The organism is Oryzomicrobium sp. (genome assembly GCF_021287045.1).
Classification (GTDB): Bacteria; Pseudomonadota; Gammaproteobacteria; order Burkholderiales; family Rhodocyclaceae; genus Oryzomicrobium.
On record NZ_JAJTBG010000005.1, the window covers coordinates 186,311 to 211,325 of the forward strand.

Annotated in this window: 28 protein-coding genes; 10 read left to right on the forward strand and 18 right to left on the reverse strand. The window is 67.2% G+C overall.

The window, feature by feature from the left end; translation table 11 throughout:
- Positions 1–6: 6 nt before the first annotated feature.
- From LWW89_RS07345 to LWW89_RS07365, 5 genes are all read right to left on the reverse strand, one after another.
- On the reverse strand, positions 7–2,001 hold the full coding sequence (locus LWW89_RS07345) for a TonB-dependent receptor (RefSeq protein ID WP_293263286.1): 1,995 nt from the start codon (positions 1,999–2,001) through the stop codon (positions 7–9).
- 384 nt (positions 2,002–2,385) lie between these two features.
- Positions 2,386–3,489: a molybdenum ABC transporter ATP-binding protein gene (gene modC, locus LWW89_RS07350; protein ID WP_293263288.1), complete on the reverse strand. Its 1,104-nt coding sequence runs from the start codon at positions 3,487–3,489 to the stop codon at positions 2,386–2,388.
- Between the two features lie 4 nt (positions 3,490–3,493).
- The gene (gene modB / locus LWW89_RS07355; RefSeq protein ID WP_293263290.1) at positions 3,494–4,174 is read right to left on the reverse strand and encodes a molybdate ABC transporter permease subunit; all 681 of its coding nucleotides are present in this window, start codon (positions 4,172–4,174) and stop codon (positions 3,494–3,496) included.
- Positions 4,175–4,212: 38 nt separating this feature from the next.
- Complete coding sequence (gene modA / locus LWW89_RS07360; RefSeq protein ID WP_293263292.1) at positions 4,213–4,977, reverse strand: molybdate ABC transporter substrate-binding protein; 765 nt, start codon at positions 4,975–4,977, stop codon at positions 4,213–4,215.
- A gap of 50 nt (positions 4,978–5,027) precedes the next feature.
- The gene (locus LWW89_RS07365; RefSeq protein WP_293263294.1) at positions 5,028–5,846 is read right to left on the reverse strand and encodes a TOBE domain-containing protein; all 819 of its coding nucleotides are present in this window, start codon (positions 5,844–5,846) and stop codon (positions 5,028–5,030) included.
- A 268-nt stretch (positions 5,847–6,114) separates the two neighbouring features.
- Here LWW89_RS07365 and LWW89_RS07370 point away from each other — a divergent pair, with 268 nt between their 5' ends.
- Complete coding sequence (locus LWW89_RS07370) at positions 6,115–6,543, forward strand: TOBE domain-containing protein (protein ID WP_293263296.1); 429 nt, start codon at positions 6,115–6,117, stop codon at positions 6,541–6,543.
- 107 nt (positions 6,544–6,650) lie between these two features.
- Here the strand turns inward: LWW89_RS07370 and LWW89_RS07375 are convergent, their stop codons facing one another.
- Complete coding sequence (locus LWW89_RS07375; RefSeq protein ID WP_293263298.1) at positions 6,651–7,364, reverse strand: tetratricopeptide repeat protein; 714 nt, start codon at positions 7,362–7,364, stop codon at positions 6,651–6,653.
- A 151-nt stretch (positions 7,365–7,515) separates the two neighbouring features.
- Here LWW89_RS07375 and LWW89_RS07380 point away from each other — a divergent pair, with 151 nt between their 5' ends.
- On the forward strand, positions 7,516–7,857 hold the full coding sequence (locus LWW89_RS07380) for a zinc ribbon domain-containing protein YjdM (RefSeq protein ID WP_293263300.1): 342 nt from the start codon (positions 7,516–7,518) through the stop codon (positions 7,855–7,857).
- A gap of 121 nt (positions 7,858–7,978) precedes the next feature.
- Here LWW89_RS07380 and LWW89_RS07385 read toward each other — a convergent pair whose 3' ends face one another.
- The 7 genes from LWW89_RS07385 to nifE form a co-directional block, all read right to left on the reverse strand.
- The gene (locus LWW89_RS07385) at positions 7,979–8,524 is read right to left on the reverse strand and encodes a nitrogen fixation protein NifQ (protein WP_293263302.1); all 546 of its coding nucleotides are present in this window, start codon (positions 8,522–8,524) and stop codon (positions 7,979–7,981) included.
- 72 nt (positions 8,525–8,596) lie between these two features.
- Complete coding sequence (gene fdxB, locus LWW89_RS07390) at positions 8,597–8,896, reverse strand: ferredoxin III, nif-specific (protein WP_293263304.1); 300 nt, start codon at positions 8,894–8,896, stop codon at positions 8,597–8,599.
- 108 nt (positions 8,897–9,004) lie between these two features.
- Positions 9,005–9,211 (reverse strand): CCE_0567 family metalloprotein, encoded by a 207-nt coding sequence (locus LWW89_RS07395; RefSeq protein WP_293263306.1) that lies wholly within the window; start codon positions 9,209–9,211, stop codon positions 9,005–9,007.
- 19 nt (positions 9,212–9,230) lie between these two features.
- Positions 9,231–9,713: a NifX-associated nitrogen fixation protein gene (locus tag LWW89_RS07400; protein WP_293263308.1), complete on the reverse strand. Its 483-nt coding sequence runs from the start codon at positions 9,711–9,713 to the stop codon at positions 9,231–9,233.
- An 18-nt stretch (positions 9,714–9,731) separates the two neighbouring features.
- A complete protein-coding gene (gene nifX / locus LWW89_RS07405; RefSeq protein ID WP_293263310.1) occupies positions 9,732–10,148 on the reverse strand; it encodes a nitrogen fixation protein NifX in 417 nt (138 codons plus the stop codon).
- Positions 10,149–10,191: 43 nt separating this feature from the next.
- On the reverse strand, positions 10,192–11,679 hold the full coding sequence (nifN, locus tag LWW89_RS07410) for a nitrogenase iron-molybdenum cofactor biosynthesis protein NifN (RefSeq protein ID WP_293263312.1): 1,488 nt from the start codon (positions 11,677–11,679) through the stop codon (positions 10,192–10,194).
- Positions 11,672–13,147: a nitrogenase iron-molybdenum cofactor biosynthesis protein NifE gene (gene nifE, locus LWW89_RS07415; protein ID WP_293263314.1), complete on the reverse strand. Its 1,476-nt coding sequence runs from the start codon at positions 13,145–13,147 to the stop codon at positions 11,672–11,674. The genes nifN and nifE overlap by 8 nt, the downstream gene beginning before the upstream one ends.
- 323 nt (positions 13,148–13,470) lie before the next feature.
- On the opposite strand from nifE, the gene nifA reads away from it, so the two are divergent.
- Positions 13,471–15,183 (forward strand): nif-specific transcriptional activator NifA, encoded by a 1,713-nt coding sequence (gene nifA / locus LWW89_RS07420; RefSeq protein WP_293263316.1) that lies wholly within the window; start codon positions 13,471–13,473, stop codon positions 15,181–15,183.
- Positions 15,184–15,421: 238 nt separating this feature from the next.
- Here the strand turns inward: nifA and LWW89_RS07425 are convergent, their stop codons facing one another.
- Positions 15,422–15,994 (reverse strand): hypothetical protein, encoded by a 573-nt coding sequence (locus tag LWW89_RS07425; protein WP_293263318.1) that lies wholly within the window; start codon positions 15,992–15,994, stop codon positions 15,422–15,424.
- Between the two features lie 316 nt (positions 15,995–16,310).
- Here LWW89_RS07425 and nifB point away from each other — a divergent pair, with 316 nt between their 5' ends.
- From nifB to LWW89_RS07460, 7 genes are all read left to right on the forward strand, one after another.
- On the forward strand, positions 16,311–17,816 hold the full coding sequence (nifB, locus tag LWW89_RS07430) for a nitrogenase cofactor biosynthesis protein NifB (RefSeq protein ID WP_293263320.1): 1,506 nt from the start codon (positions 16,311–16,313) through the stop codon (positions 17,814–17,816).
- A gap of 50 nt (positions 17,817–17,866) precedes the next feature.
- On the forward strand, positions 17,867–18,082 hold the full coding sequence (locus LWW89_RS07435; RefSeq protein WP_293263322.1) for a 4Fe-4S dicluster domain-containing protein: 216 nt from the start codon (positions 17,867–17,869) through the stop codon (positions 18,080–18,082).
- Between the two features lie 47 nt (positions 18,083–18,129).
- Positions 18,130–18,531 (forward strand): iron-sulfur cluster assembly accessory protein, encoded by a 402-nt coding sequence (locus LWW89_RS07440; protein WP_293263324.1) that lies wholly within the window; start codon positions 18,130–18,132, stop codon positions 18,529–18,531.
- Between the two features lie 10 nt (positions 18,532–18,541).
- Entirely contained in the window at positions 18,542–19,042 is a 501-nt protein-coding gene (nifT, locus tag LWW89_RS07445) for a putative nitrogen fixation protein NifT (protein WP_293263326.1), read from the forward strand.
- Between the two features lie 13 nt (positions 19,043–19,055).
- Positions 19,056–19,964: an SIR2 family protein gene (locus tag LWW89_RS07450; RefSeq protein ID WP_293263328.1), complete on the forward strand. Its 909-nt coding sequence runs from the start codon at positions 19,056–19,058 to the stop codon at positions 19,962–19,964.
- A gap of 109 nt (positions 19,965–20,073) precedes the next feature.
- Positions 20,074–20,532, forward strand: a complete 459-nt coding sequence (locus LWW89_RS07455) for a prepilin-type N-terminal cleavage/methylation domain-containing protein (RefSeq protein WP_293263330.1) — start codon at positions 20,074–20,076, stop codon at positions 20,530–20,532.
- A 177-nt stretch (positions 20,533–20,709) separates the two neighbouring features.
- A complete protein-coding gene (locus tag LWW89_RS07460) occupies positions 20,710–22,623 on the forward strand; it encodes a diguanylate cyclase (RefSeq protein ID WP_293263332.1) in 1,914 nt (637 codons plus the stop codon).
- A 148-nt stretch (positions 22,624–22,771) separates the two neighbouring features.
- On the opposite strand, the gene LWW89_RS07465 is transcribed toward LWW89_RS07460, so the two are convergent.
- Genes LWW89_RS07465 through LWW89_RS07480 form a run of 4 tightly spaced genes read right to left on the reverse strand, consistent with a single transcriptional unit; the run spans position 22,772 to position 25,002 of the window.
- Positions 22,772–22,993: a DUF3820 family protein gene (locus LWW89_RS07465; RefSeq protein WP_293263334.1), complete on the reverse strand. Its 222-nt coding sequence runs from the start codon at positions 22,991–22,993 to the stop codon at positions 22,772–22,774.
- Positions 22,994–23,051: 58 nt separating this feature from the next.
- Positions 23,052–23,510: a MaoC family dehydratase gene (locus LWW89_RS07470; RefSeq protein ID WP_293263336.1), complete on the reverse strand. Its 459-nt coding sequence runs from the start codon at positions 23,508–23,510 to the stop codon at positions 23,052–23,054.
- A gap of 28 nt (positions 23,511–23,538) precedes the next feature.
- A complete protein-coding gene (locus LWW89_RS07475) occupies positions 23,539–24,330 on the reverse strand; it encodes a toll/interleukin-1 receptor domain-containing protein (protein ID WP_293263476.1) in 792 nt (263 codons plus the stop codon).
- A 27-nt stretch (positions 24,331–24,357) separates the two neighbouring features.
- Positions 24,358–25,002, reverse strand: coding sequence for a protein phosphatase CheZ (locus tag LWW89_RS07480; RefSeq protein WP_293263338.1), 645 nt, complete (start codon positions 25,000–25,002; stop codon positions 24,358–24,360).
- Between the last annotated feature and the right edge of the window lie 13 nt (positions 25,003–25,015).

A 25,015-nucleotide genomic window follows, 5' to 3' on the forward strand; every position in this document is an offset into this window, starting at 1 on the left:
TTTGCATCAGAGCGGCGCGTTGAACTGGACGAACCAGGTGCGGCCCGGCTCGGGGAAGCCTTCGGTGTAGGCATAGAGCCGGTCGAACAGGTTGCGCACGCCGGCTTCGATGCGGGTGCCGCCGGCGAAGCGGTAGCCGCCCTTGAGGTTGGCCACGGCAAAACCGCTGGCCCGTTGCAGACCATCGGTGGAGGAGTAGCGCGACGACATGGCCTCGACGCTGGCGGTGCTGCTCCAGCCGCCGGCGATACGCCAGGTGGCGCCGGCAAAGAGCTTGTGACGGGGGGTGTCGGTCAGCCGGACGTTCGGGTCGGAACGGTTTTCCCGGTTCAGGTAGGTGTAGTTGGCGGTGTAGTCGAGGCTGGCCAGGTCGCCGCGCAACCCCAGTTCGATGCCGTTGGCGGTGGCCTTGCCCACGTTCTGCATCTGGCTGCAAGGCGGGGTGCTGCAAACGGTGGGCGCAATGCGCACCGACTGGATCAGGTTGGTGATGTCGCTGTGGAAGACATTGGCCTCGAACAGGTGGCGCCCGCCGAGCAGCTGGGAATACCCCACCTCGTAGTGGTTGGCCTTTTCCATCTCCAGGCCGGCATTGGGGATCGCCGATCCCATGCGGTAGGAGTAGCGGTCCTTGATGGTCGGGAAGCGGCTCTTGCGCGCCACGGTGGCATGCAGCTTGGCGGTCTCGCCGAGCTTGTAGAACAGCCCGGCCTGGCCGTTGAAGGCGAAGCCGCTGTCCCGGGCGAAATCGCTGACCACCTTGGTGGTGGCGTTGTAGTCCTGGGCCTCCTGGGTCTGGCGACGGTCGTAGGACAGGCCGGTGACCAGGGACAGGCGGTTGGAGAAGGTGTGGGTATCCTCCAGGGCCAGGGACTGGGTCAGGTCCTTGAACAGGCGCCAGGGCTCGCCGGCATTGTGCTCGCGGTGGATGTCCTGCTTGATGTTGTAGGCGGCCTTGAGCAGGTTGGCGCTGCCCAGCACGAAGTCGCCCTCGATGCCGGCGCCGTTGGTGTAGTCGCTGTACCAGCTGTTGAACGACGATTTTTTCTTCTGGACCGTGTAGGTGGCGTCGTCGTAGGCGCTCAGGGAGTTCTCGAAGGAATCGTGGTACGCCCTGACGCGCAGGGTATGGGCGCCGATGCGGGTGTTGGAAAGAAAGTACACCGCCTCCTTGTCCCAGGCCGGCCACTTCCAGTAGCGCGGCGTGACCCCGGGCGCGGTGCCGGCATAGGGCGGCACGTCCTTGACCCCGTGCTGGGAGACGAAGCTGATGGCGTACTCGTCGGTGGCGTTGGGGGTGTAGGCCAGCTTCAGGCTGCCCTTGGTGTCCTCGTGGCGGCTGTTGTCGCGCTTGCCGCCATCCTCGCCCGGAGTGCGGGAAAAACCGCCGGGCAGGCGGAAGTAGTCCTCGTTCACCCAGGACAGGCCGGCCTGCACGTACCAGTCTTTCTGCCGCGCCCCCACGTTGGCGTAGCCCTGGGTCCCATTGTGCTCGCCCCGGCTGGTGAAGGTGGCGCCGCCGCCGACCTCTCCCTCGAAGGCCTTGGTGGGCCGGCGGCTGACCAGATTGATCGCCCCGCCCAGGGTGTTGGCGCCGTAGATCATGGAGCTGAAGCCCTTGGCCACGTCGATACGGGACAGGTCGAAGGTGGTGAAGCGGCCCAGGTCCACGTAGCCGTCGTAGGGTACGTACACCGGGATGCCGTCGATATAGACCGGCACCTGGCGCAGGTCGAAGCCGCGCACATAGACCATCTGCTCGTTACGCGCCCCGACCTTGCTCAGGTTCACGCCGGGGGCCATTTCCAGGGCGTCGCCCACGGTGACCTTGTCGTGCTCGCGGATCTCGGCCGCGTCGATGCTGGCGCTACCAGGAGCCACCTGGCTCATGGGCGCGGCGGTGACGCGAATCTCCCCGAGGGAGAACACGCCCTCGCCCCCGGCCCAGGCGGCACCGGCGCAGCCCTGGGCGATCAGAGCGGCGATGATGGTCTTTTTCATGGAATTCCCCTTTTGTTCTGTTCTCAAACGGTGGCAGCACGGCTCACGTTACCGCCATCGGTATATAAAAATTTATATATCGAATCGCGCAGGACAAACCCGTCAAAGCTCAATTAGCTGACGGCGCTCCCCATGATTATGGCAGTACGCTATATATCAACATATACGTCGAATTATGGATAGGTCAAAAAACCTGACCTGAAACCGGCAGAAGGGTGTCCGAATGGATCAAAACCGCGACGTTGCGCCGCTTGGACAAAAGGGGAGCGCTGTATTCAACACGACACGCCGATAGTCGCAACCGCGCCGCGGACTCGACATTGGCGGAAATATCCGGGCCAGCCAGACAGCTGCCCCTCGCCCCCCTCGATCAGCGCCCGATCCTCAGGCGAGCAGGGCCACCGCCTTGATCTGCACCCACACCGGTTTGCCCGGGGCCAGGCCGAGCTGGTCCCGGGAGCGGCGGGTGATGCGCGCCAGCAGCGGCGTGCCGCCGGCATCCAGGCGCACCAGCACGTGGGCCGGGGTGTCGGCGTCGGCCACGGCGGTAACCGTGGCGAGCAGGCGGTTGAGGATCGACGAGTCCCGCTCCGCCGACAGGCTCAGGCTCACGTCCCGGGCTCGCACCTGGAAGCGCAGGCGGCGGCCGGGGGGCACCTCGCCGTGGGCGACGTGGACGCTGCCGCCGGGGAAGTCGAGGCGCAGCAGATGGTAGGCGGCGTCGAACTCCGCCGCCGTGCCTTCGACCACCACCCCGGCGTCGTCGGCGAAGGCAGTGGGCAGGTCGAGGCGGGCCAGGGTGTCGCGCAGGGGGCCGCTGGCGGCCACCTTGCCGTCCTGGAGCAGCACCAGGTGGTCGGCCAGGCGCGCCACCTCGTCCGGGGAATGGCTGACGTAGAGCACCGGAATCTCCAGTTCGTCGTGCAGCCGCTCCAGGTAGGGCAGGATTTCGGCCTTGCGCTGGAAGTCCAGGGCCGCCAGGGGCTCGTCCATGAGCAGCAGGCGCGGCCGGGTGAGCAGGGCCCGGGCGATGGCCGCCCGCTGCCGCTCGCCGCCGGAGAGCCGGTCGGGCAGGCGGTCGAGCAGGGGCGCGATGCCGAGCAGTTCGGCGCTCTGCTCCAGGTCGGCACGCCGTTCCGCCGCCCCCACCCCGGCCAAGGCGCGCTTCTGGCCGAATTCCAGGTTGCGCCGCACGGTCAGGTGGGGGAACAGGCTGGCCTCCTGGAAGACGTAGCCCAGGGGCCGCCGGTGGGTGGGCAGAAACTGGTCGTCGTCCTGCCAGACCTCGCCGTTCACCGCCAGGTAGGCGCCCGGGTGGCGCTCCAGGCCGGCGATGGCGCGCAGCAGGGTGGTCTTGCCCGAGCCGGAACGGCCGAACAGGGCGGTGATGCCGTGGCCGGGCAGGGTCAGGTCGGCCTCAAGGGCGAAGCCCGGGTAGGCGATGTCGAAGCGGGCGCGGATGGCGCCGCCGTCCGGGGGAAGAATCATGGGATCAGCCGACATAGGAGCGGCGCGCCTTGCTGGCGTAGAGGGCCAGCAGCACCAGGAAGCTGAAGACCACCATGCCGCCGGCCAGCCAGTGGGCCTGGGCGTATTCCAGGGCCTCCACGTGGTCGTAGATCTGCACCGACACCACCCGGGTCTTTTCCGGGATGTTGCCGCCGATCATCAGCACCACGCCGAACTCGCCGACGGTATGGGCGAAGCCCAGGATGGTGGCGGTGACGAAGCCTGGCCGGGCCAGGGGCAGGACCACGGTGAAGAAGGTGTCCCGGGGGCTGGCGCGCAGGGTGGCGGCCGCTTCCAGGGGACGCGTGCCGATGGCCTCGAAGGCCTGTTGCAACGGTTGCACCACGAACGGCGTGGAATACAGCACCGAGGCCACCACCAGGCCGGGGAAGGAGAAGGGCAGCAGCCCCAGGCCCAGGGCCTGGGTGAGTTGGCCGCCGACCCCGTTGGGGCCGAGCAGCACCAGCAGGTAGAAGCCGAGCACCGTGGGCGGCAGCACCAGGGGCAGGGACACCACGGCACCGACCACGGCCTTGAGCCGCGACGGGGTGCGGGCCAGCCACCAGGCCACCGGGGTGCCGAGCAGGAGCAGCACGGCGGTGGTGGTGGCGGCCAGTTCCAGGGTAAGGCGGATCGCCGCCCAGTCGTCGGGGCTGAAGGTCATGGCGGGCTAGGGCGGTGCGTGGTTATGTCCCGGGCGCCTTACAGGTCGTAGCCGTAGCCGCGGATCACGGCCCGGGCCTTGTCGCCCTGCAAGTACTTCACCAGGGCCGCGGCGGCGGCCTTGCCCTGGCCCTTGGCCAGGATCACCGCATCCTGGCGGATCGGGGAATACAGCTTGGGCGGCACCACCCACATCGAACCGCCCTTGAGCTTGCCGGTCTCGTCCACCACCTGGGCCAGGGCGACGAAGCCGAGCAGGGCGTTGCCGCTGGCGGCGAACTGGTAGGCCTGGCCGATATTCTCGGCCTGGACCAGCTTGGGCGCCAAGGCGTCGTAGGCGCCCAGGGCCTTCATGGTCTCGACGGCGGCGGCACCGTAGGGGGCGAGCTTGGGGTTGGCGATCGACAGGTGGTCGAAGCCGCCCTTCTTCAGCACCTCGCCCTGGCCATCCACGATGGCCGGCTTGGCGCTCCACAACACCAGCTTGCCGATGGCGTAGGTGAAGCGGCTGCCGGCGACGATGCCGCCTTCCTTCTCCAGCCGCGCCGGGGTCTCGTCGTCGGCAGCGAGGAAGACCTCGAAGGGGGCGCCGTTCTTGATCTGGGCGTAGAACTTGCCGGTGGCGCCAAAGGACAGCACCGCCTTGTGGCCGGTGTCCTTCTCGAACTGGGCGGCGATCTTCTGCATCGGCGCGGTGAAGTTGGCGGCCACCGCCACGCTGACCTCATCGGCCAGGGCGGCGGCGCTGCCGGCCAGCAGGCAGGCGGCGGCCAGGGCGGTGCGGAAGGGGAAACGGGCTCTCATGACGGGCTCCTTGCGGGGGTTCGAGCAGAAAGGGGAAAGGGCGGGCGGCGTCAGGCGTACACCGCCAGGATCACGGCGGAGGCCTTGAACACGGCGCAGGCGGTGGAGCCCAGGCTCAGGCCCAGGTTGGCCACGCTGTCCCGGGTGACCACGGCGGTGACGGTCTTGCCGCCGGGCAGGGTCAGGCCCACCTCGGCATTCACCGGGCCGTCGTGGATGTGGCTGACCTCGCCCCACAGCTGGTTGCGCGCCGTGGTGCGCACGTTGGGGTCGGTGAGCAGCAGCAGGGACGACGACTTGACGAAGGCGAACACCTCCTTGCCGATGGCCAGCTCCAGGTTTTCCGCCGACTCCCGGGTGATCACCGCCACCAGCTCGTTGGTCTCGTCCAGGCGCAGGCGCACCTCGAAATCCACCTCGCCCTCGCGCAGGCCCACCACTTTGCCGACGAACTGGTTGCGCGCGCTGGTCTTCATCGACATGCGCCTGAGCAAGGTCTGGAACTTATGCACGTCGCCGGCTTCCACCTCCTCCATGCGCGCCGCCAGCCGGTCCAGGGCGTCCTGGTATTCCTGCTCCACCGCCCGGTACAGGGCGACGATCTTGCGCCCGTAGTCGGTGAGCTGGGTGCCGCCGCCGTGGCGGCCACCGGTGGTGCGGGTGACCAGGGCCTCGTCGGCCAGGTTGTTCATGGCATCTACCGCGTCCCAGGCCGCCTTGTACGACAGGGGCACCGCCTTGGCCGCCTGGGAGATCGAGCCGTGGCGCTCGATGGCCTCCAGCAGGCGGATGCGGGTGTCCCCGAGGAAGGGCCCGAACTCGGTTTCCAGGGCCAGCTTGCCGACCAGCTTGGGATGGGGGTGGGTCATCGGCGACACCTCGTTACGGTTGTTATATACGCGACTATATAACAAACCCCAAAAACTGACCGATTCCGGACCTTTTCGTCATGCCGCCGCCCCTTCGGCACCCAGTTGGTGCGGGCCGGTATGGTTGTTTTTAAACAACGCTGCTCCCTAGACTGGCTGCCATCACCCCCGCGCCGGCCCCGCCATTTCGCCGTCTAACCCAGGCTATAACGCCGGCGCTCTGCTTTTACCATCTCAACGTCATTGCGCCCGCCCCAAGGAAAATGCCATGAAAGCCAGTGCCCGCAACCGTTTTGCCGGAACCGTCAGCGCCGTCCGCGAAGGCACCATCAACACCGAGGTGGAGCTGACCACCGCCGGCGGCGACATCATCGTCGCCGTGGTCACCCAAGCCAGCGCCCGCAGCCTGGAATTGGCCGTGGGCAAACCGGCCATCGCCCTGGTCAAGGCGCCCTGGGTGATGATTCTGACCGAGGAGGGGGGCATCAAGCTGTCCGCCCGCAACCGCCTGGCCGGCACCATCCGCCAGCTGATCAAGGGCGCGGTCAACAGCGACGTGGTGATCGCCCTGCCCGGTGGCAGCGAGGTGCACGCGGTGGTGACCAACGACGCCGTGGCCGAGCTAGGCCTCAAGGAAGGGGTGGCCGCCACCGCCCTGTTCAAGGCCAGCCACGTCATCCTCGGCGTGTCGGCGTAAGCGCGAACGGCCCGAGGCCGGAGTCGCCCAGAAGCAAAACGCCACCCTCGGGTGGCGTTTTTCATGGCCCCGTCCCAAGCTCCAGGCCGGCTTCCCGTTGCCCCCGGTTACGGCCTGGCCGGTTCGGCCATCTTGGCGCGCAGCAGGGCCAGGAAGCGTCCGCCAGGCGCACCGCCGGCCGCCCGTGCCCGAGCCACCATGGCCCAGGCCTCGGCGTACTGGCCGCGCCAGTAGCAAGCGGTGGCCCGGGATTCGTAGACGTAGGCTTTGTTCGGCTCGACTTGTTCGGCCCGGGCATAGAGCTCATCGGCCCGGGCCAGCAGCCGTTCCCGGGCGGCCGCCTCCAGGTTACCGTCCTGCACGGCGCAGAGGGTGAAGATCCGCCCGGCATCGGCATAGATGCCCTGGAAGGTCGGCGGATCGAGGGCCAGAGCCCGCTCCATCATGGCCTTGGCGGCGCAATTTCGGCCCTGGTCGTGCAGGACCACGGCAAAACCGGCGAACACTTCTGCATTGCCCGGATTGAGCAGCCAGGCCTGGTTGAAGCGACGCATGGCCATGCCCAGGTTGTCCTCCCGGTAGAACTTGTAGCCCTGGTTCACCCACAGCTGGGCGGCCCGTTCCCGAGAGCCGAAGGCCTGGCTGACATCAGCGATGAATTTGTCGTCGGCGGACTTTAGCTCCGGGAACTGTGCCCGGTCCAGGCCGCCGTACATGGGAATTTCATCGACCCGGGTCTGCTGGCGCGGCGGTGCCGAGACCAGGCAGCCCGACAGCAGGAGGGCGGCGGCAATCAGGCCAAAGGACGTACTCAGGCGCATGGAAAAAGCTCCGCGGCAAGGAGGAAGGGAATAGGGGAAGCAGACAACGCGGCCGCAATTATGCGATAGGTATAGCCCCCTCCGATTTGCGCCAGCGCAACCGCATCCTCCCCACCCTGGGCTAAAATTCGCCCCCTTACTGGAGCCTGCCATGTCCCACCCCCTGCCCTGCCCCCAATGCACTCTGGAAAACACCTACCCGGACGGTGACAACTTCGTCTGCGCCGACTGCGGCTACGAATGGCCCCAGGCGGGCGCGGCGGCGGAGGAAGAGGCCGATGCGGTGATCAAGGATGCCAACGGCACCGTGCTCAACGACGGTGACGCAGTGGTGCTGATCAAGGATCTCAAGGTGAAAGGCTCTTCCATCGTCCTCAAGCAGGGATCGAAGGTGAAGAGCATCCGCCTGGTGAGCGGCGGCGACCATGAGGTGGACTGTAAGCTTGACCAGGGCAACTTCATGCTCAAGGCCTGCTTCCTGAAGAAGGTCTGAGCCGGCGGGGCCGCCCCCACGCCCCACTGCTTCCGTTTTCCCCACGACGCCCTCCGCCGGAGGGCGTCGCCGCTTGCGCCCTCTCAGCGCGCCTCGTTTTTGCCTCCGGAATCCGCGCTCGTCAGGGCCGGTGCACCGAGCCATCCTCGCTGCCGAAGCACTCGGCATGGCTGACGCAGACGCCGCAGGACGGGGCGCGGCAGGCGCGGATGTCGGCCTGCTCGCACAGGCACAGGTAAAAGAACTTCTTCCAGCGCATGCCCTGGGTGTTGGCCCCGTGCAGGCCCGGGAAATGGCGCGCCAGCAGGTCGGAGAGGGCCTGGCGACTGGGCAGGCCCAGGTCCTGCCAGAGGTGGTTGCCGCCCAGGCAGCCCCGCGCCACGGCGGCGGCCAGGGCGCGCCGGGCGTAGGCCTCGGCGGTGTCGGCGCTGGGCGCGGCGTGGGCGAGCAGCAGGGCCACCAGATCGTCGTATTCGTCGCCCCGCGCCGCATCCCGGGTCGGCAGGGCCGACAGATCAAGGCAGGCCAGGATGGCGGCAGCGTCCGTCGGAAAGGCTGGCGGGTGCGGCGGCAATGCCCCAGGGGCAGCCTGGAACTCCAGGCGGGGTGCGGACTTTGCCGGCCCATCCCGCAAGGTCGAGGCTACATGCGATTCTCGGGCACCCATGGCTCAAACTCCTTGTCTGGCGCGGGGTTCAGGCCGGGCCGTGTGAAACGAAGGGCTCCTCCCCGCCGGGAATCACGCCGCCACGGCGGCGTGGCCGATGCATTTCTTGGAACAGTTGCGGGCGCAGGCCTCGCAACCGACGCAGTTTTCCGGGTGGGCGACGGTCATCACCTTTTTCTCGTATTCGTCGTCATCGTCGCCCCCCAAATCCACGTAGGCGCCGTCGTCGTCGAGCCCCTTGAGTTCGAGCACGTCGCGGCCGCAGGTCTTGAAGCAGCGGCCGCAGCCGATGCATTTTTCCTCGTCGATGCCCTGCACGAAGCGCGGGGTCCAGTGCACGCCGGAAGGCAGCACCACGGTGAAGTCGGTCATGTCATGCTCCTTGCGCTGACGGGAAAACCCCCCGGTGCTTGGCCCGGCAGGAGGATGGGCTGGGCAACGGCGGCGGCACGGGCGGTGCTCAGTTCAGCTCAACCCAGCTCAACCCAGCTCGGCTAGGCGCCTGCGCGCCTCGGTCAGGGCGGCATAGGCGGCGAAGGTCTGGCGCGCCACCTCGGGGATGGCCTCCCAATTCACCGGCAGTTCCTCGGACAGGTCGTGCAGGTTCATCTTCCAGGTGGTGGCCTGGGCCGACAGCTTCTTGATCTGGGCGCGTAACTCGTCGGGGCTCACGGAAGGGGCGCTCATCGGATTCTCCTCAGCCATCTCAACCATAGGTGGCGGCGGCGTTGAAACGGCCGATCAGGGCCACCGCCTCATCCACCACCTTGTCGCCCTGGGCGGCCAGTTTGGCGAGGGAGGGCGCGCCGAAGCGGTGCACGTCCCGGTGGTACTTGTTGAAGGCCACCAGCCGGCCGGCGATCAGCACCACCCGGCCGAAGCCCTCGTGGTGCATCTTCACCATGGGCGCGCACATCACCCCGGTAGCCCGCTCCACCGCCAGTCCGGCGGCGTTGTAGAACAACTCCAGGCGCCACAACACGTCCGGGTCCGGGTCGTCGATCATGGGCAGGCTCTTGGGATCGACCAGGTAGGGAGCGAGGATTTCGGCATCGCTCTTGCCCTCCCAGTGGCCGTAGCTGTCCTGGGCGCGCAATTGCTTGACCAGTTCGGCGAGGAAGGGGGAGGCGGCGATCAGGGCCGGAGCGTCCTCGCGGCTGGCCAGGGGGATGGCGGTGGTGGCGGTCATGGCGGGCATCCTGGGAAATCAGACGTAGGCGGAATCCGGGTCGAACTCCCGGGGCGCGCCGTCCCCGGCGGCGTCGCGCATTACCTTGCGCAGCCAGGGAGGCGGGGTGCCCCGCATCACCGCCTGGAGCTTGGCGATCAGCTCGGCGATGGGCGTGCCTTCCGCCACTTTGACCGGGTGGATGCGCGAGTTGACCACCCGGGCTGCGGCCGAGCCGCCGATGGCAGCCACATAGACGATGGCGCAGCCGGCCAGGGCATCGAGCTTGGGGGTGAGTTTGTCCTCGCTGCCGTCCTCCTTGAGGTCGCCGTCGAACTGGACGACCTCGGCCAGAGCAGCGGAATCGCTGCCCACCTCGTAGATGGCGATGTGGCGGGCCCAGCCGAAGTGGGCGTCGACCCGGGTCAGGTCCTGGGTGGTGAAGGCGACTTTCATGGCGCAGCGTCCTCGGGGCGAAGGAGAGGTAGCGGGGGAAGGGTCAGGCACCAGCGACAACCGCCGCGGCGGGCGCGCCGGTGGGGCCTTGCCCGGTGGCCGATCCGCCGGGCAAGGCCCCACCCGGAACGGCGGCGGCGCGACCGGGGCGGGCCGCCGTGGCGGCGGGTGTGGAGTGCGCGGTGGCAGAAGGGTCATGGGCGTCATGTTCCCGAGCCTCCAGGATCAGGTTGGCCACGTCGAAGATCACCTGGCGGGTGCCGCGATACAGCACGCTGACCCGCTGGGCGGCGCCGAGGCGATCGAACACCGGCAGGCCGACCCGGTACAGGGGCAGGCCCAGGCGGGCGGCAGCCTGGCGGCCGTGGGAATGGCAGACCAGCAGCTCGGCGGTGCGCTCGTCGCCCCAGGCATCGGGGGACGGCGTGGTGGCCAGATGCTCGAAATCCTCCAGGTCGCCGACGGTCACCGTGGCGCAGGGCAGCGTCGCCAGGCCGGGCGTCGGCGCCGGGGCGACGGCGGCGTGGATCTCGGCGCCCAATTCGGCGAACAGGTGGGCCAGGCCCGTCAGCAGGTCCGGCTCGGCGGCCAGGGCGATGCGGGTGCCGGAAAAATGGAAATGGCCATCGAGCATGGCGTCCTGCAACTGGCTGCGCTCGCGCTGCACCCTGGCCGGCGGATCGCAATCGGCAATGCGGGCCAGAGCGGCGACGAAGGCGTCGCTGGCGGCCAGGCCGGTGAGCCGGTCGAACAGTTGGTAGGGCACCCCGGCCTGGGCCGCGATCGCTTCGGCGGCCTCCCTCAGGTGCTCGCCGATGGCCAGGGTGGCGGCCGATTCGCCCAGGCTGCGCGCACCCTCCAGGGGCGTGCCGCCCAGAGTGTGGGGCAGGAAGGTCTCGGGAATGTGCCCATCCAGGGAACCGGACAGGTCGGGCAGCATGATCGGGGTGAGGCCGAAGGATTCGACCAGCTCCCGGATTGCCTCCACGTCCCCCGGCGACAGATGGCTGCCGGCCAGGATGTTCACCTGCCAGGGGCGGCGCACCCGGGAAGGCCGGGCGAAGCGCCGCGCCAGGGCCGCCACCGCCTTGCCGTAGCCTTCCTGGAAGGTACCGGTGAAATCCGGAGCGGACACGAACACCACCTCCATCCCGGCCAGTTCCGGATGGCGGGCGCGGATGTCCTTGAGAAACCCCTCCACGTCGTCGCCCTTGGTCTCGGTCAGGCCGGTGGACACCAGGCCGATCAGCCCTGGGTTGGCGCGCTTGTGGATGTTCACCAGGGCCTGCTCGATGTTGTCGTAGCCGCCCAGGATGGTGGTGACCTCGTTCATGGCCGTGGTCTGCAACGGAATCGTCTCGCGGAAGTGGCGCACGAACAGCACCAGGCCGAAGGCGGTACAGCCCTGGGCGCCATGCACCAGGGGCAGGCTGCGCTCCATGCCGAGAAAGGCCAGGGCGGCGCCGATGGGGGCGCTCATCTTGAGCGGATTGACGGTGCAGGCTTTCTTGCTGACGACGATCTCAGCCATGGCGCATCTCCCCGGCAGCGGCGCCGGCACTCCCGCGACCACAGGACGCGGCGCGGTCTTCCCCGCCCCAACCATCCAGCCAGTCCGCCGACTCCCAGGGTGCCGGCTGGCGCAGCTGGGCCCAGATCGGGTTGTGCAGTGCCCGGTCGATCTGGGCCACCAGATTCACCATGCCGTCGTAGCCGGCGTAGGGGTGATGGCGTTCCTGGTTGATCTCGACCCAGGGCACCTTGGCCTTCAGGGCGACGAACTGGGAACGGCCGCCGGAAAGCATCACGTCGGCCCGGGCCTCCTTGAGCTGGCGGTACATCTCCCGGGGCGGCAGCTCGTCGAAGACGTGGGCGTCGCCCCCCATGATCTCGATCACCTTCTGCCGGTCGCTGGCGGTGCTCTTGCGCATCGAGGTGCCGACGATCTCCAACCCAACCTCTTGCAACGCCGCCACCAGGGACCAGGACTTCACCCCGCCGGTGAACAGCAGTACCCGTTTGCCCTGCAAGCGCGCCTTGAAGGGCTCCAGCCGCGCCCAGGCACGGGCCTCCTCCCGGGCGATGAGCGTCTCGGCGCGCTCCGGCAGGTCCGCCGGGCCGCCCCGTTCCACCAGCAGCCGGGAAATCCGGCGCAGGGCATCGGAAGTGTCGCCGATGCCGTAGAAGCTGCCCTCGAAGAAGGGAATGCCGTAGCGCTCCTCCATCTTGCGGGCGACGTTGATGAGGGCCTGGGAGCACAGCATGATCGCCGCCCTGGCCCGGTGCGAGCAGGCCAGATCGTGGTAGCGGGAATCGCCGGTGAAGGTGGCCAGGACGCGTATGCCCAGCTCGTCGAAGAGGGGCTTCACCTGCCAGAACTCGCCCACCACGTTGTATTCGCCGATAACGTTGATGTCGGTAGCTGTAGTGCGCTCCGGCTCCCGGGTACCCACCACGTGGTCGAGCAGGGCCTCGCCCCCCAGCTTGTTGCCCAGGTTCTTGCTGCCGGCGAAGCCCGGCGCCTCGATGGGAATCACCGGCAGGCCGAGACGGGCGCTGGCGGCCTTGCACACGGCGGCGACGTCGTCGCCGATCAGGGCCGGCACGCAAGTCTGGTAGACGAACACCGCCGGCGGCCGGTACTTGGCGACGATCTCCTCGATGGCCCGGTAGAGGCGCTTCTCGCCGCCGTAGATGACGTCGAATTCGTTCAGGTCGGTGGTGAAAGCTGTGCGGTAGCGCAGGGAATCGCTCGAATGGACGTGGCGCGAATCCCAGGAATTGCCCTCGCAGGCGATCGGGCCATGCACCAGATGGGCCACGTCGGTGACCGGCTGCAGGGCGATCTTGGCCCCGTCGAAAGCGCAGCCGCCGGCCGCCGCACCGGGCGCCAGGGGCTTCTTGCAGCCGGCCTTGCGCGCCTTGTCGTCCTTGGCGCGATTGTGGGCGCAGGCCGGCTCGTCGAAGACGGCGGCAATGGTTTCCTTCAGCGCGCTCATGTCGGCTCCCCTACAGCGATTCATCGGACAGGGGGCTCAACGCAGCTTCCATGCCAGCGCCCGCCATTCCAGGCAAGCCTTTGTTTCAGTGCAGCATTTTCCAAACGCCCCGCTACGGTGCCCCGTAGGCCCGTGTCGCAAACCCGACACACCTTGATGGTGCGGGGGATATGCCCCATCGCCCCCCTCACCCCCTGCTCACGGGCACTCCGGCATCGCGGCATGTTTTGTGCGTAGCAACATGGAACTGACACCCGGAACCGTCGCAAAGCCGACAACGCCCCCGCGTCCGGCGGACGGCTCCCGCCCAGGGAGGTTGAACCATGTCGATCGACAACACCCTGCCCGCATCAGGGGACGCAGCCCGGGAGCGGGTGGCGGACCGGGAGCTGGTCACCATCTACGAGATCAGCAAGATCCTCACCGCCCCCCTCGATTTCCACACCGGGGCCCGCCAACTGCTGGCAGTGCTCACCGCCCACCTGGGCATGCGCCACGGCCTGATCGCCCTGGTCCAGGGCGACGGTCGCCTGCACGTCTTCGGCGCCACCGGTGCCGTATTCGCCGGCTCGCCCGCGGTGCTGGACGCCGACCAGGGCCTGTTCGGCCAGGTGCTCAAGAGCAACTCGCCGGTGGTGGTGCCCGACATCGCCCGGGAACCCCTGTTCGTCGGCCAGGACCGGCAAGGCCGCGACGGGGTCGCCCTGCTGGCGGTGCCCATCCGCGACGGGCGCAGGGCCATCGGCCTGCTGTCGGTGGACCGGCCGCCGGAAGACAACCGGCCGGTGCGCTACGAACGCGACGTGCGCATCCTCACCCTGGTGGCCAACCTGCTCGGCCAGTCCTGGCGGTTGCACCGCAAGATCGCCGAGGAGCGGGAAGCCCACCGCCAGGAAACGCGCCGGCTCAAGACCCAGTTGAAGGGCCGCTACCGCGTGGACAACGTGGTGGGCATGTCGAAGCGCATGCAGGAGGTGCTGGCCGACGTGCACCAGGCCGCACCGGGTCACGCCACAGTGCTGCTGAGAGGCGAATCGGGCACCGGCAAGGAGGCCATCGCCCACGCCATCCACTACCTGTCGCCCCGGGCCAAGAGCCCCTTCGTCAAGGTGAACTGCGCCGCCCTGCCGGAAACCCTGCTCGAATCCGAACTGTTCGGCCACGAGAAGGGCGCCTTCACCGGCGCCACCAGCGAGCGCAAGGGGCGCTTCGAGTTGGCCGAGGGCGGCACCCTGTTCCTCGACGAGATCGGCGACATCACGCCCACCTTCCAGGCCAAGCTGCTGCGGGTGCTGCAAGAGCACGAGTTCGAGCGGGTGGGCGGCAACAAGACCCTAAAGGCCGATTTCCGCCTGGTGGCTGCCACCAACCGCAACCTGGAGGAAATGGTGCAAAAGGGCGAATTTCGCGCCGACCTGTACTTCCGCCTCAACGTGGTAACCCTATTCCTGCCGGCCCTGCGCGAACGCAAGGACGACATCCCGCTACTGGTGGAGCACTTCCTCGCCCGCTTCAACAAGGACAACGACCGGGCCGTGGCCCTTGAGGCCGAGGCCATGGATTTGCTGCTGCACTGCAACTGGCCGGGCAACGTGCGCGAACTGCAGAACTGCATCGAGCGGGCCGCCACCATGACCCGGAGCGATCACATCCGCGCCGACGACCTGCGCTGCTTCAAGGGCCAGTGCTTTTCGTCGATGCTGCTCAACGCCGAGCAGAACCGCTGCACCCCGGGCGGCTCCTTCCTGGCGCCTCCCCATCCCGCCGGGCAACCATCGGCGCCACCGACCTTTCCCATTGCCATGCCGCCACGCCATCACCCCGCCGCGCCCAAGAACGGCGACGACCGCGACGACGGGGAATTCCCCCCGGCCGGCGACGGTGGCATTGCCGGCATACCCGAACGGGAACAACTGGTGGCGGCCATGGAAAAATGCGGCTGGGTCCAGGCCAAGGCGGCCCGCCTGCTCAACCTCACCCCGCGCCAGATCGGCTACGCCTTGAAGAAGCACCGCATCCCGGTGAAGCGGCTGTAGACGCGGCCTACGGCGCAGCCGGGTTGAACCAGGCCGTCACCGGCAAGCCAGGAAGAAAGGGGGCCGGGGAGGCCGGCGTCCAGGACGCGGCGAGCAGATCGCACACCCCCAGGGTATGGCCTGCGGCGGCCAAGGCCGCCCGCTGCCGGGCATTGCCACCGCAACCGGGCTTCTCGTAAAAATCAGGTGGGCCATGGCCGCCTCCGCTGGCAGGGCAGAAAACAAAAACGCGGTGGGCTCAGACCGGCCGGTTGTCCGGCACCTTGACCGGTCCCATCTCGGCGACGGCGGTGGCGTAGGGCGTCTCGGGAAATCCGGCGCCGGTGAAAGCCTCGGCCGCAGCCACCAGGGAATCGACCTTGGCCTCGCTGGAGAGGCGCTTCATGTCGCTCCGGTCCAGGTAGAACAGATCGAGCAGCTCGTTCCATACGGTGGCTTCATCCAGGGGCAGCACGTAGAAGGGCACACCGCCCGCCTCCACCTTGTAGCGCTTGGCGAAGTCCACGTTGCCGGCGAAGACGAAATACTTGCCCGTAGGCACCAAGGCCGGGCCGAAGGCGTCGACGATCAACTCCAGGTGGGCGAGGGAATCGACGTGGCCGGCGAAGAAGCTGGCCGCACCGCCTTCGCCGGCCAGGATCACCTGGTCGGCCTTGATTTCCGGCGGGCGGGCCTCGCCGGCCACCGAGGGCGGAAACCTGAGGCCCAGCTCGCCGCGAAAACCGTAGCGGCCGGCCTTTTGCGTGGCGCCGGAAAAGGTCGGGGAGAGCAATTTTTCGCCCAGGCGGGCGATGACGGTGAGGTCGGACATGAAGGACTCCTGAAGTGTGAAGAGAAACGTGCCGCCGCCTCTTCAGCGACAACCGTGCCACCCCGACGCCCAACGCCGGCCTCCGGCGAAAATCCTTGCAAAACAGCCTTCTGCCCACCGACTACCGGAACGCCTCAGCGCCTCGGATAGCGACGTCGCCCTGTCGCATTCGAGACATGCCTGTCACGGACCCGACAGCCCGGCGGTGGTGCCACGGCTTCGCCATCCCCATGATTAATCGGAATTTTCTTGATCCTCCCTGGCTTGGCACGGCCATTGCAAAACGGCTCACGACCCCACTCTTCCGGAGCCCGCCATGTCCGCCCCCGCCCACCCCAGCCCCCCGCCCCCTGGAACGCCGCGCAAGGTCATCGCCATCCACGCGGCTGCCCCGGGGGCGGCCACGGCACCGGGCGGCTGTAGTTCGGGCAGCTGCGGTTCCAGCGACGGCCCGGCCGACCTGCCCGCCCATATCTGGGAGAAGGTGAAGGACCACCCCTGCTACAGCAGCGAGGCCCACCACCACTTCGCCCGCATGCACGTGGCCGTGGCCCCGGCCTGCAACATCCAGTGCAACTACTGCAACCGCAAGTACGACTGCGCCAACGAATCCCGCCCCGGCGTGGTGAGCGAGAAGCTGACGCCGGAAATGGCGGGCAAGAAAGTGCTGGCGGTGGCGGCCGAGATCCCCCAGCTTTCCGTGGTCGGCATCGCCGGTCCCGGCGACGCCCTGGCCAACCCGGCCAAGACCTTCAAGACCTTCGAGCTGATCCAGCAGACGGCTCCGGACATCAAGCTCTGCCTCTCCACCAACGGCCTGGCCCTGCCGGACCACGTGGAGACCATCAAGAAGTTCAACGTGGACCACGTCACCATCACCATCAACATGGTGGACCCGGAGGTGGGCCAGCACATCTATCCCTGGGTCTTCCACAACCACAAGCGCTGGCATGGCCTGGAAGCCGCGAAGATCCTGCACGAGCGGCAGATGCTGGGCCTGGAGATGCTCACCCAGGCCGGCATCCTGGTGAAGGTGAATTCGGTACTGATCCCCGGCATCAACGACCAGCACCTGAAGGAAGTGAACCGGGTGGTGAAGGCCAAGGGCGCTTTCCTGCACAACATCATGCCCCTCATTTCCGACCCGGCCCACGGCACCCATTTCGGCCTCACCGGCCAGCGCGGCCCCAGCGCCGCCGAACTGAAGGCCCTGCAAGACGAGTGCGAGGGCGACATGAAGCTGATGCGCCACTGCCGCCAGTGCCGGGCCGACGCCGTGGGCATGCTGGGGGAGGACCGCAGCCAGGAATTCACCAGCGACAAGCTGGGCGACATTGCCGCCACCTACGACCCCACCGCCCGCCAGGCTTACCGGGACTTCGTCGAGAAGGAGCGGGCCGACCAGCGCGCCGCCGAAGCCGAGCAGAAGGCCGGCCTGGCCGGTGCCCACGAAAAGGCCCTGGTGGCCGTGGCCACCAAGGGTGGCGGCCGCATCAACCAGCACTTCGGCCACGCCAGCGAATTCCAGGTCTACGAAGTCTCCGCCGCCGGCGCCAAGTTCGTCGGCCATCGCAAGGTGGAGCACTACTGCGCCGGCGGCTACGAGATCGATGCGGCCATGCCCTCCATCCTCGACGCCCTCAAGGATTGCGCCGCCGTGCTGGTGGCCAGGATCGGCCACTGCCCGATGAAGGAACTGAAAGAGGCAGGGATCGAGCCGGTGCAGGACTACGCCCACGAATACATCGAAGCCTCGGCCCTGGCCTGGTTCCAGGCCCGCCTCGCCGCCACCCGTCCATCCGGGACGGCCCGGGTGGCCTGACCGGCCCCGGGTCCGCCCCTTTTTCCCATCCCACATTCAAGGAGCCCACCATGGCCTACAAGATCATCGCCTCCGCCTGCACCGCCTGCGCTGCCTGCGAGCCGGAATGCCCCAACGACGCCATCGTCGAGAAGAACAGCGTCTATGCCATCGTCACCGACAAGTGCACCGAATGCGTCGGCCACTTCGACGATCCCCAGTGCCTGGCCGCCTGCCCCGCCGACAGCATCGCCGTGGACAAGAGCGTGCCGCGCTACGCCGCCTGATCCGGCCCCCTGCCTCCCTTCCCCCACCCCGACACGAGGACTCCGCCATGTGCGTCACCCTCACCGAAAAAGCCGCCGCCTACATGCGGCGCATGATCCGCTTCGGCCAGGGCGGCCCCGCCGCCGGCTTCCGCCTGGCGGTCCAACCCGGCGGCTGCTCCGGTTTCGACACCCGGTTCAGCATCGAGGACGCCCCCAGCCCCGGCGACACCGTGGTGCAGCAGCACGGCGCCACCCTCTTCCTCACCCCGGAAACCTGCGCGCTGTTGCAGGGCTACACCATCGACTTCGGCGAGACGGCCACCGACGGCGGCCTCAAGTACCTGAGCCCTGCCGCCCGCCACGTCTGCGGCTGCGGCGGCGCCGGGGCGGGAGGATGCAGTTCCGGCTCCGGGCTGGCGTCGATCGCCTTCATGGCGCGCCCGCCCGACCTGGGCGGCAAAGGTTGAGGCCGCCGCCATGGGCGCCCGCGACAGCGACATCGTCGAACTCGACGGCCCTCCCGCCTACACCTACGGCGAGAAGGTGCGGGCACGCCGGAACGTGCGCAACGACGGCACCTTCCCCGGCCGGGAGATCGGCGAGGTGCTGGTAAAGAAGGGCGACGTGGGTTACGTCGCCTCCATCGGCACCTTCCTGCAGCAGTTCTACATCTACGGTGTGGACTTCGTCGACCGGGGCTGCCTGGTCGGCATGAAGGGCCGCGAACTCGAATCGCTCGACATCACCGAGGCATCGCAAATGAAGATCACCCTGCGTCGCGACAAGAACGGCAATCTGTCGGTATACGTACCGAAGAAGGACCTGGAGCAAGACGTGGTAGCCAGCGACCATGCCACCCTGTGGGGCGGCGCCATCACCCTGGGCAACGGCTGGCGGCTGGAACTGCCGGCCCTGGCCGCCGACACGCCCCTGCCCATCACCATCGAGGCCCGGCGCCTCGACAGCGCCGACGCATGACGGACGACCAGCCATGAATGCTCCAGCCCCCACTGCCGGCACTAGGCCGTCGGCGTGCCCGGCGGCCCTGCTCGACGCCGCAGTGGCCGGGTTGCGCGGCCATCGCCTGATCCCCTACCTGGGGCCGGAAGCCCTGCTGCTGGAGCCGGCCAACGCCGCCCTGCCGGTGGCCCCCCAGGCTCTCGCCGAGTTCCTCGCCAAGCGGGTCGCGGTACCCGCCCGGGTGCGCAGGAACCCCACGGCCACGGCTCAGTACATCGAGAACTTTCGCCACCGCAAGACCCTCACCGCCCTGATGCGCGAGGCCTACGCGGTTTCCGCCGCCGCCCCTGCCCTGTACCGGGCATTGGCGGCCCTGGACCTGCCCCTGGTGGTGGACGCCAACTACGACGACGCCTATGCCTGGCTCCTGGCCGAGCGGGCCGGGGCCGCGCCGGGCATCCGTCCGGATAGCCGCGACTGGAGCCAGATTCAGGGCGTGAGCCGCGCCGAGGTGCGCGAATCCTGGTTCCTTGCCTATGGCCCTTCGGGAACGAGGCAGGACGCCGCCTCCCGAGGGCCACTGCTCTACAAGCCGCTCGGCAGCATCGCCCCGGCGGCCAACTTCATCATCTCCGACTCGGATTTCGTCGAAGTGCTCACCGAGATCGACATCCAGACCCCGATCCCCCCGGACGTGCAGGAGCGCCGCGCCGGGCGGGGCTTTCTCTTCCTCGGCTGCCGTTTTGCCGACCAGCTTGCGCGCAACTACGCCCGCCAAGTGATGAAACGCTCCGCCGGCCCCCACTACGCCGTGCTGCCGGCGGACCGCCTGACCCGCAATGAGGTCCGCTTCATCGCCGAGCAGGGCATCGCGGTGATCGACCGGCCCCTGGCCGACGCAGCCGCCACCCTGGTGGCGGCCCTGGCGCCCCCAGATTGAACGCCATCGCACCGGTCGAGACTTTTGCCCGGTGTACGGCGCCGCGCCGCATCCCGGCCAGTCGCCCTGCCGCTATACTGCGCGGCGCCCGTTTCCCGATCCACCTTCCATGCCCTCCCGCGCTGCCGGTTTCACCCTGGTCGAACTCATCGTCGTCGTCGTCATCCTCGGCGTGCTCGCCGCCAGCGCCCTGCCCCGCTTCATCGACCTATCCAGCGATGCCCGACGGGCCTCGCTCATCGCCGGCCAGGCCGCCATGCGCGGCGCGATCAACCTGGTCAGCGCCAAGGCCATCGCCTCTGGGTTCAGCGCCGACGGCGTGACCCGCAACATCGACATCGGCAACGGTCTCCAGATCGAGGTGGTGGGCATCACCCCCTCCTGCTCGCCCCAGGGCATCTGGCAGGCGGTCAATCTGTCCCAGGGCGCCTATTACTGGACCGAGGGCGGCAGCGGCTCCACCGCCTGTACCCTTTACGTTGCCGACAACGGCGTGAAGCATTCCGACAGTTGCGGCGTGGTCTACAGCAATGGCGACTTTTGGGCGCCGCTGACCAGCGGTTGCTGACAGCCGGTCCCGGCCGCCCTAGCTCGGCCGCTTTCTCGGCCACTTTCTGCGCAGTTTTTCACACGTTTTTCACCCAGCATCGCGGCCAAACCGGGCATAGTGGAAACCTTGGCCGACGTTGCAGCACCACGGGCCCTCCCCGGCGGCAGAACACGATCACGCCACGAGCACGCGACCATGTTTCGGAAACGCCCTTCCTCCCCCGCCGACGCCGCCTGGCGGCCGACTGCCCGGCCCAACCTCAACCTGCTGGTCTTTCTGCTGCTCGCCAACCTGTTCGTCTATGCCGTGCTCGGCATCGTCGCCCACGGCAGCTACCGGGAGATCAAGGAAAAGGCCGCCGCCCGGTCGCGCAGCCTCAACGCCCTGCTGGCCGAGAACGTCACCGCCGAACTGGCGCGCATCAAGCTCGGCCTGGCCGCCTGCGCCGCCGAGGTGGCCCGGGAACGACGGACGGGCGGCGCGGCAAACGCGACGGTGCCGGATTTTCTGCACCTGGTGCGCGGCCAGTTGCCCATGCTGGCCAACCTGATCGTGATCGACCGCAGCGGGACCGTCATCTTCAGCAGCGACCACCCCGCCACCACGCGCTCGGCGGCCGACCGGGCCTATTTCCAGCGCTTCGCCGCCGATCCGTCCCTGACCTTCCAGATTTCAGAACCCCTGATCGGCTGGATGGTGGAAAAGCCGGTGATGCATCTGGTGGCGCGCATTCCCGGCCGCGACAGCGCCTTTGACGGGCTGGTGGTGGCCAGCGTCACCCTCGACTGGTTCATCGCCAAGTTCCAGGCCATGGATATCGGCGACCAGGGCGCGGTGGTGCTGCGCGGCGACGCCAGCCGCAATTTCGACCTGCTGGCCCGCTTCCGGCCCACCGGCAAGATCGGCGAGACCACCGTCTCGGACACCTTCCGCGCCACCATCGCCGCCAACCCCGACCACGGCACCTACGAGGCCAACGCCGGCAACGACAACATCCACCGCATGTTCTCGTACCGCAAGCTCGACGGGTTTCCCCTCATCACCCTGGTGGGGCTGGCCAGCGACGACTACCTGGAAGAATGGCGCCAGAAGGCCGCCTCGCTGCTTGCCGTGGCCCTGGGCTTCACCTTCATGAGCGGCATCGCCGGCACCATCATCGTGCGCACCTGGCGGTCCCGGGCCGAGGCAGACGCCCAGATCCGCCTGCTGCTCGACTACACCGCCTCGGGCATCGTCGGCATCGACCCCCAGGGCCGCTGCACCTTCTGCAACCCGGCGGCGCTGCGCATGCTCGGCGCCAAGGGCGAGCCAGACCTGGTGGGGCGCGACATCCACGCCATCATCCACGACCAGGGCGGCGACCACCCCTGCCGCCCGGCGAGCTGCCCCATGCTGGCCGAGGCGCCGCCCACGGACCAGGGCATCCACCGGGACGTCTTCCGCCAGCTCGACGGGCGCAGCTTCCCGGTCGAATACTGGGCCCACCCCCAGCGCAAGAAGGGCGAATTCATCGGCACCGTGGTCACCTTCATCGACCTGCGCGACCGGCTGCTGGCCAACACCGACGGCCTCACCGAGCTGGCCAACCGGCACCGCTTCGACGAAGCCCTGGCCGACGCCTGGACCCAGCGCCTGCGCACCGAGGACGACTTCGCCCTGCTGCTGATCGACGTGGACCACTTCAAGGCCTACAACGACACCTACGGCCACATCGCCGGGGACGACTGCCTGCGCCAGGTGGCCCGGTCCATCCAGCGCGCCCTGGAGCGGGACGGCGACCTGGCCGCCCGCTATGGCGGAGAAGAATTCGCCTGCATCCTGCCCGGTACCGACGAGGCCGGCGCCCAGCGCGTAGCCGAACGCATCCGCGCCGAACTGGCGGGCCTCGCCCTGTCCCACGAAGGCTCTTCCGCCGGTCCCCGGGTCACCGTCAGTATCGGCATCGTCGCCGTGCCGCCGAACTGCCCGGCGGAGATCAAGGACGTGCTGCGCGCCGCCGACGCCCTGCTCTACCAGGCCAAGGCCGCCGGCCGCGACCGGGTGTGCGCCCGCACCTTGGAAGCCCCGGCCCGGGCAGCGGACCCGACCCCGGCGCCGACCGAGGCATAACCCGCCCCCCGCCCGGCGGGTCCGGTAAGCGGCTGCCGTTTTCGGGCCCTGGCCCTGGCCCCTGCTCCAGCCCCTTCTCCGCCCCCACTCTCCCGCCCGAGCCCCCACCCCGGCGCGCCAACCACCGGGCGTGCGCGGGCACTCCCCCCTACTTGCGCACCGCCCGGCGCAGGGGATCGAGCAAGGGCTTGAGGCCGTTGTGGTCCATCTCCTGCATCAACGCCAGCAGGCGGCCGATCTCGGTCTTGGGAAAGCCCTCCCGGGCGAACCAGTTCAGGTAGTTGCCCGGCAGGTCGGCGATCAGGGTGCCCTTGTGCTTGCCGAAAGGCATCGCCACCGTCACCAGCTTGTTCAGGTCGTCGGGATTCACGCCGGGGCCCCTTTCACCCTTGCCAGCATTGCCGCCATCGCCATCACTGCCACGGCGCTCAGCCCTGGCCGTCGGCCGAGCGCTTCAACAGGTGCATGACGATGAAGGAAAGCACCGCTTCGCCGCGCTGGTTCACCGCCACGTACTTGAGGCGGGCGATACCCCGATCCGGCTTGGACGACGACGGCTTGACCTCCAGCACCTCGATCTCGCCATGGAGCGTATCCCCCGGCCGCACCGGCGCCAGCCAGCGCAGCTCGTCGATGCCCGGCGAGCCGATGCTCGACTCGGCGAACACCCCGGACTGGATGAACAGCCGGAAGCACAACGCCAGAGTCTGGAAACCGCTGGCGATCAACCCGCCATAGGGCGACTCGGCAGCGGCGTTCACATCCAGGTGAAAAGGCTGGGGATCGTAGCGCCAGGCGAAGTCGATGATCTCGGCTTCGGTCAGGGTGACGCCGGGAGTGGTGAAGCGTTGGGCGGGGGTGAGGGAGTCGAGGAAGAGAGCTTTCATCTTTTTATGCCATAAAGTCAGTCAAATACTAAAAATTATCCTCATATCCAAGTGCCAATATTTCGTAATGCACATCAGGGGATGAAAGACTAAAAAAGAAAGTCGGACCTGAATTTAGAAAAATCTCCGCAATTCCTGACGGCCCGGACAACTCTTGAAAAGCCCCCTGACCTGCATCATCTGATGAAAATCGAATCATCAAGGGTATATTAGGATTTTCAGCCCAAATCCTATACTGTATTTTTATTGACACCGCGGTCGGAGGTGCAAAATTACTTGTTTCAATCTTAAAATAATCAGTCCATACTGGCTTAATTCTGACCGACTCAGAATTAGTGTTTAGAAACGGAGAATTACCCAATTTTGGCTTAGGCAATTTTGGAAAACCATAAATTTCCCTTACCAGCCAATCCATGTTTTTATCAAAATCCGCATCGACTGAAAAATCGATATAAAGCCTTTCACCCATATAACGTGGAATTTTCTTTTCACGTACATTATTTCGGACTATTGGTATAAATTTCTTTGTGCCGACATCACCAACGATCTCAGATGTCGCTATTAGCCCCTCATAAGCAACCCCACCGATACAATCATTAGCTTTTTTTACATATTCCGTTGTACAAACAATTATGACGCGATCTGCCTGAGACATATTTTGTTCCATAAATCTCCCCAAACTCTCTCCAGGAGACAAATCCCATAAATCTAGGGACACATCAATTCCATTATGTCTCAAGCAACTTGATAAATTTAAAACCCATTCTTTATGACTATCCGAGTCATGCGAATAAGAAACAAAAACTTTTGGCACACTCATATTCACACCACTATCTAATCAATAAGCCTAAAACCCCAAACTCTCCAAAAACCCATCCACTTCCGCCTGTGACCCAAACGCCTGCTTCTGCACTTTATCCGAGTCCATCGCCGGGCCGTTGAGCAGGCCGGTGTCTTCAGTTTTCTTGGCGGGCACGGCGCCGGCCGGGGCGGTGCGGGCGAGCAGGGTGAGGAGTTGGGTTTCCATGTCCTGGGCCAGGTCCACGATCTTCTTGATGACCTGGCCGGTGAGGTCCTGGAATTCCTGGGCGAGCATGATTTCGGTGAGCTGGGCCTTGGTGGCGGCGGCGGTGGCGTCGGCCTGGGCCAGGTAGGCCCGGGTGCGGGCCAGGGTGGCCTGGTAGTCGGCGCTGTCGCGGCGCTTGCCTTCGACCCGCGCCCAGTCGGCGAGGAGTTGCCGGGCGTCCTGCTGCAAGTGGTCCTGGCCGGGGGTGGCGGCGTCCACCGCGTTGAGCACCCGGGAGACGGCCTGTTCGGTCATGGAGAGGACGTAGTTGAGCCGTTCCCGGGCGTCGGGGATGGCGTCGGCGGTGCGTTCGAGGGCCTGGAACTGGTGCTCGCGGCCGAGCACCTGCAAGGTCTCGTGCAGGTCCCGAGTCATCTTGCCCAGTTGTTCGAAGACGTGCTGCTGGTCGGGGGTGCCGGTGGTCATGGCGGTGGGGAAA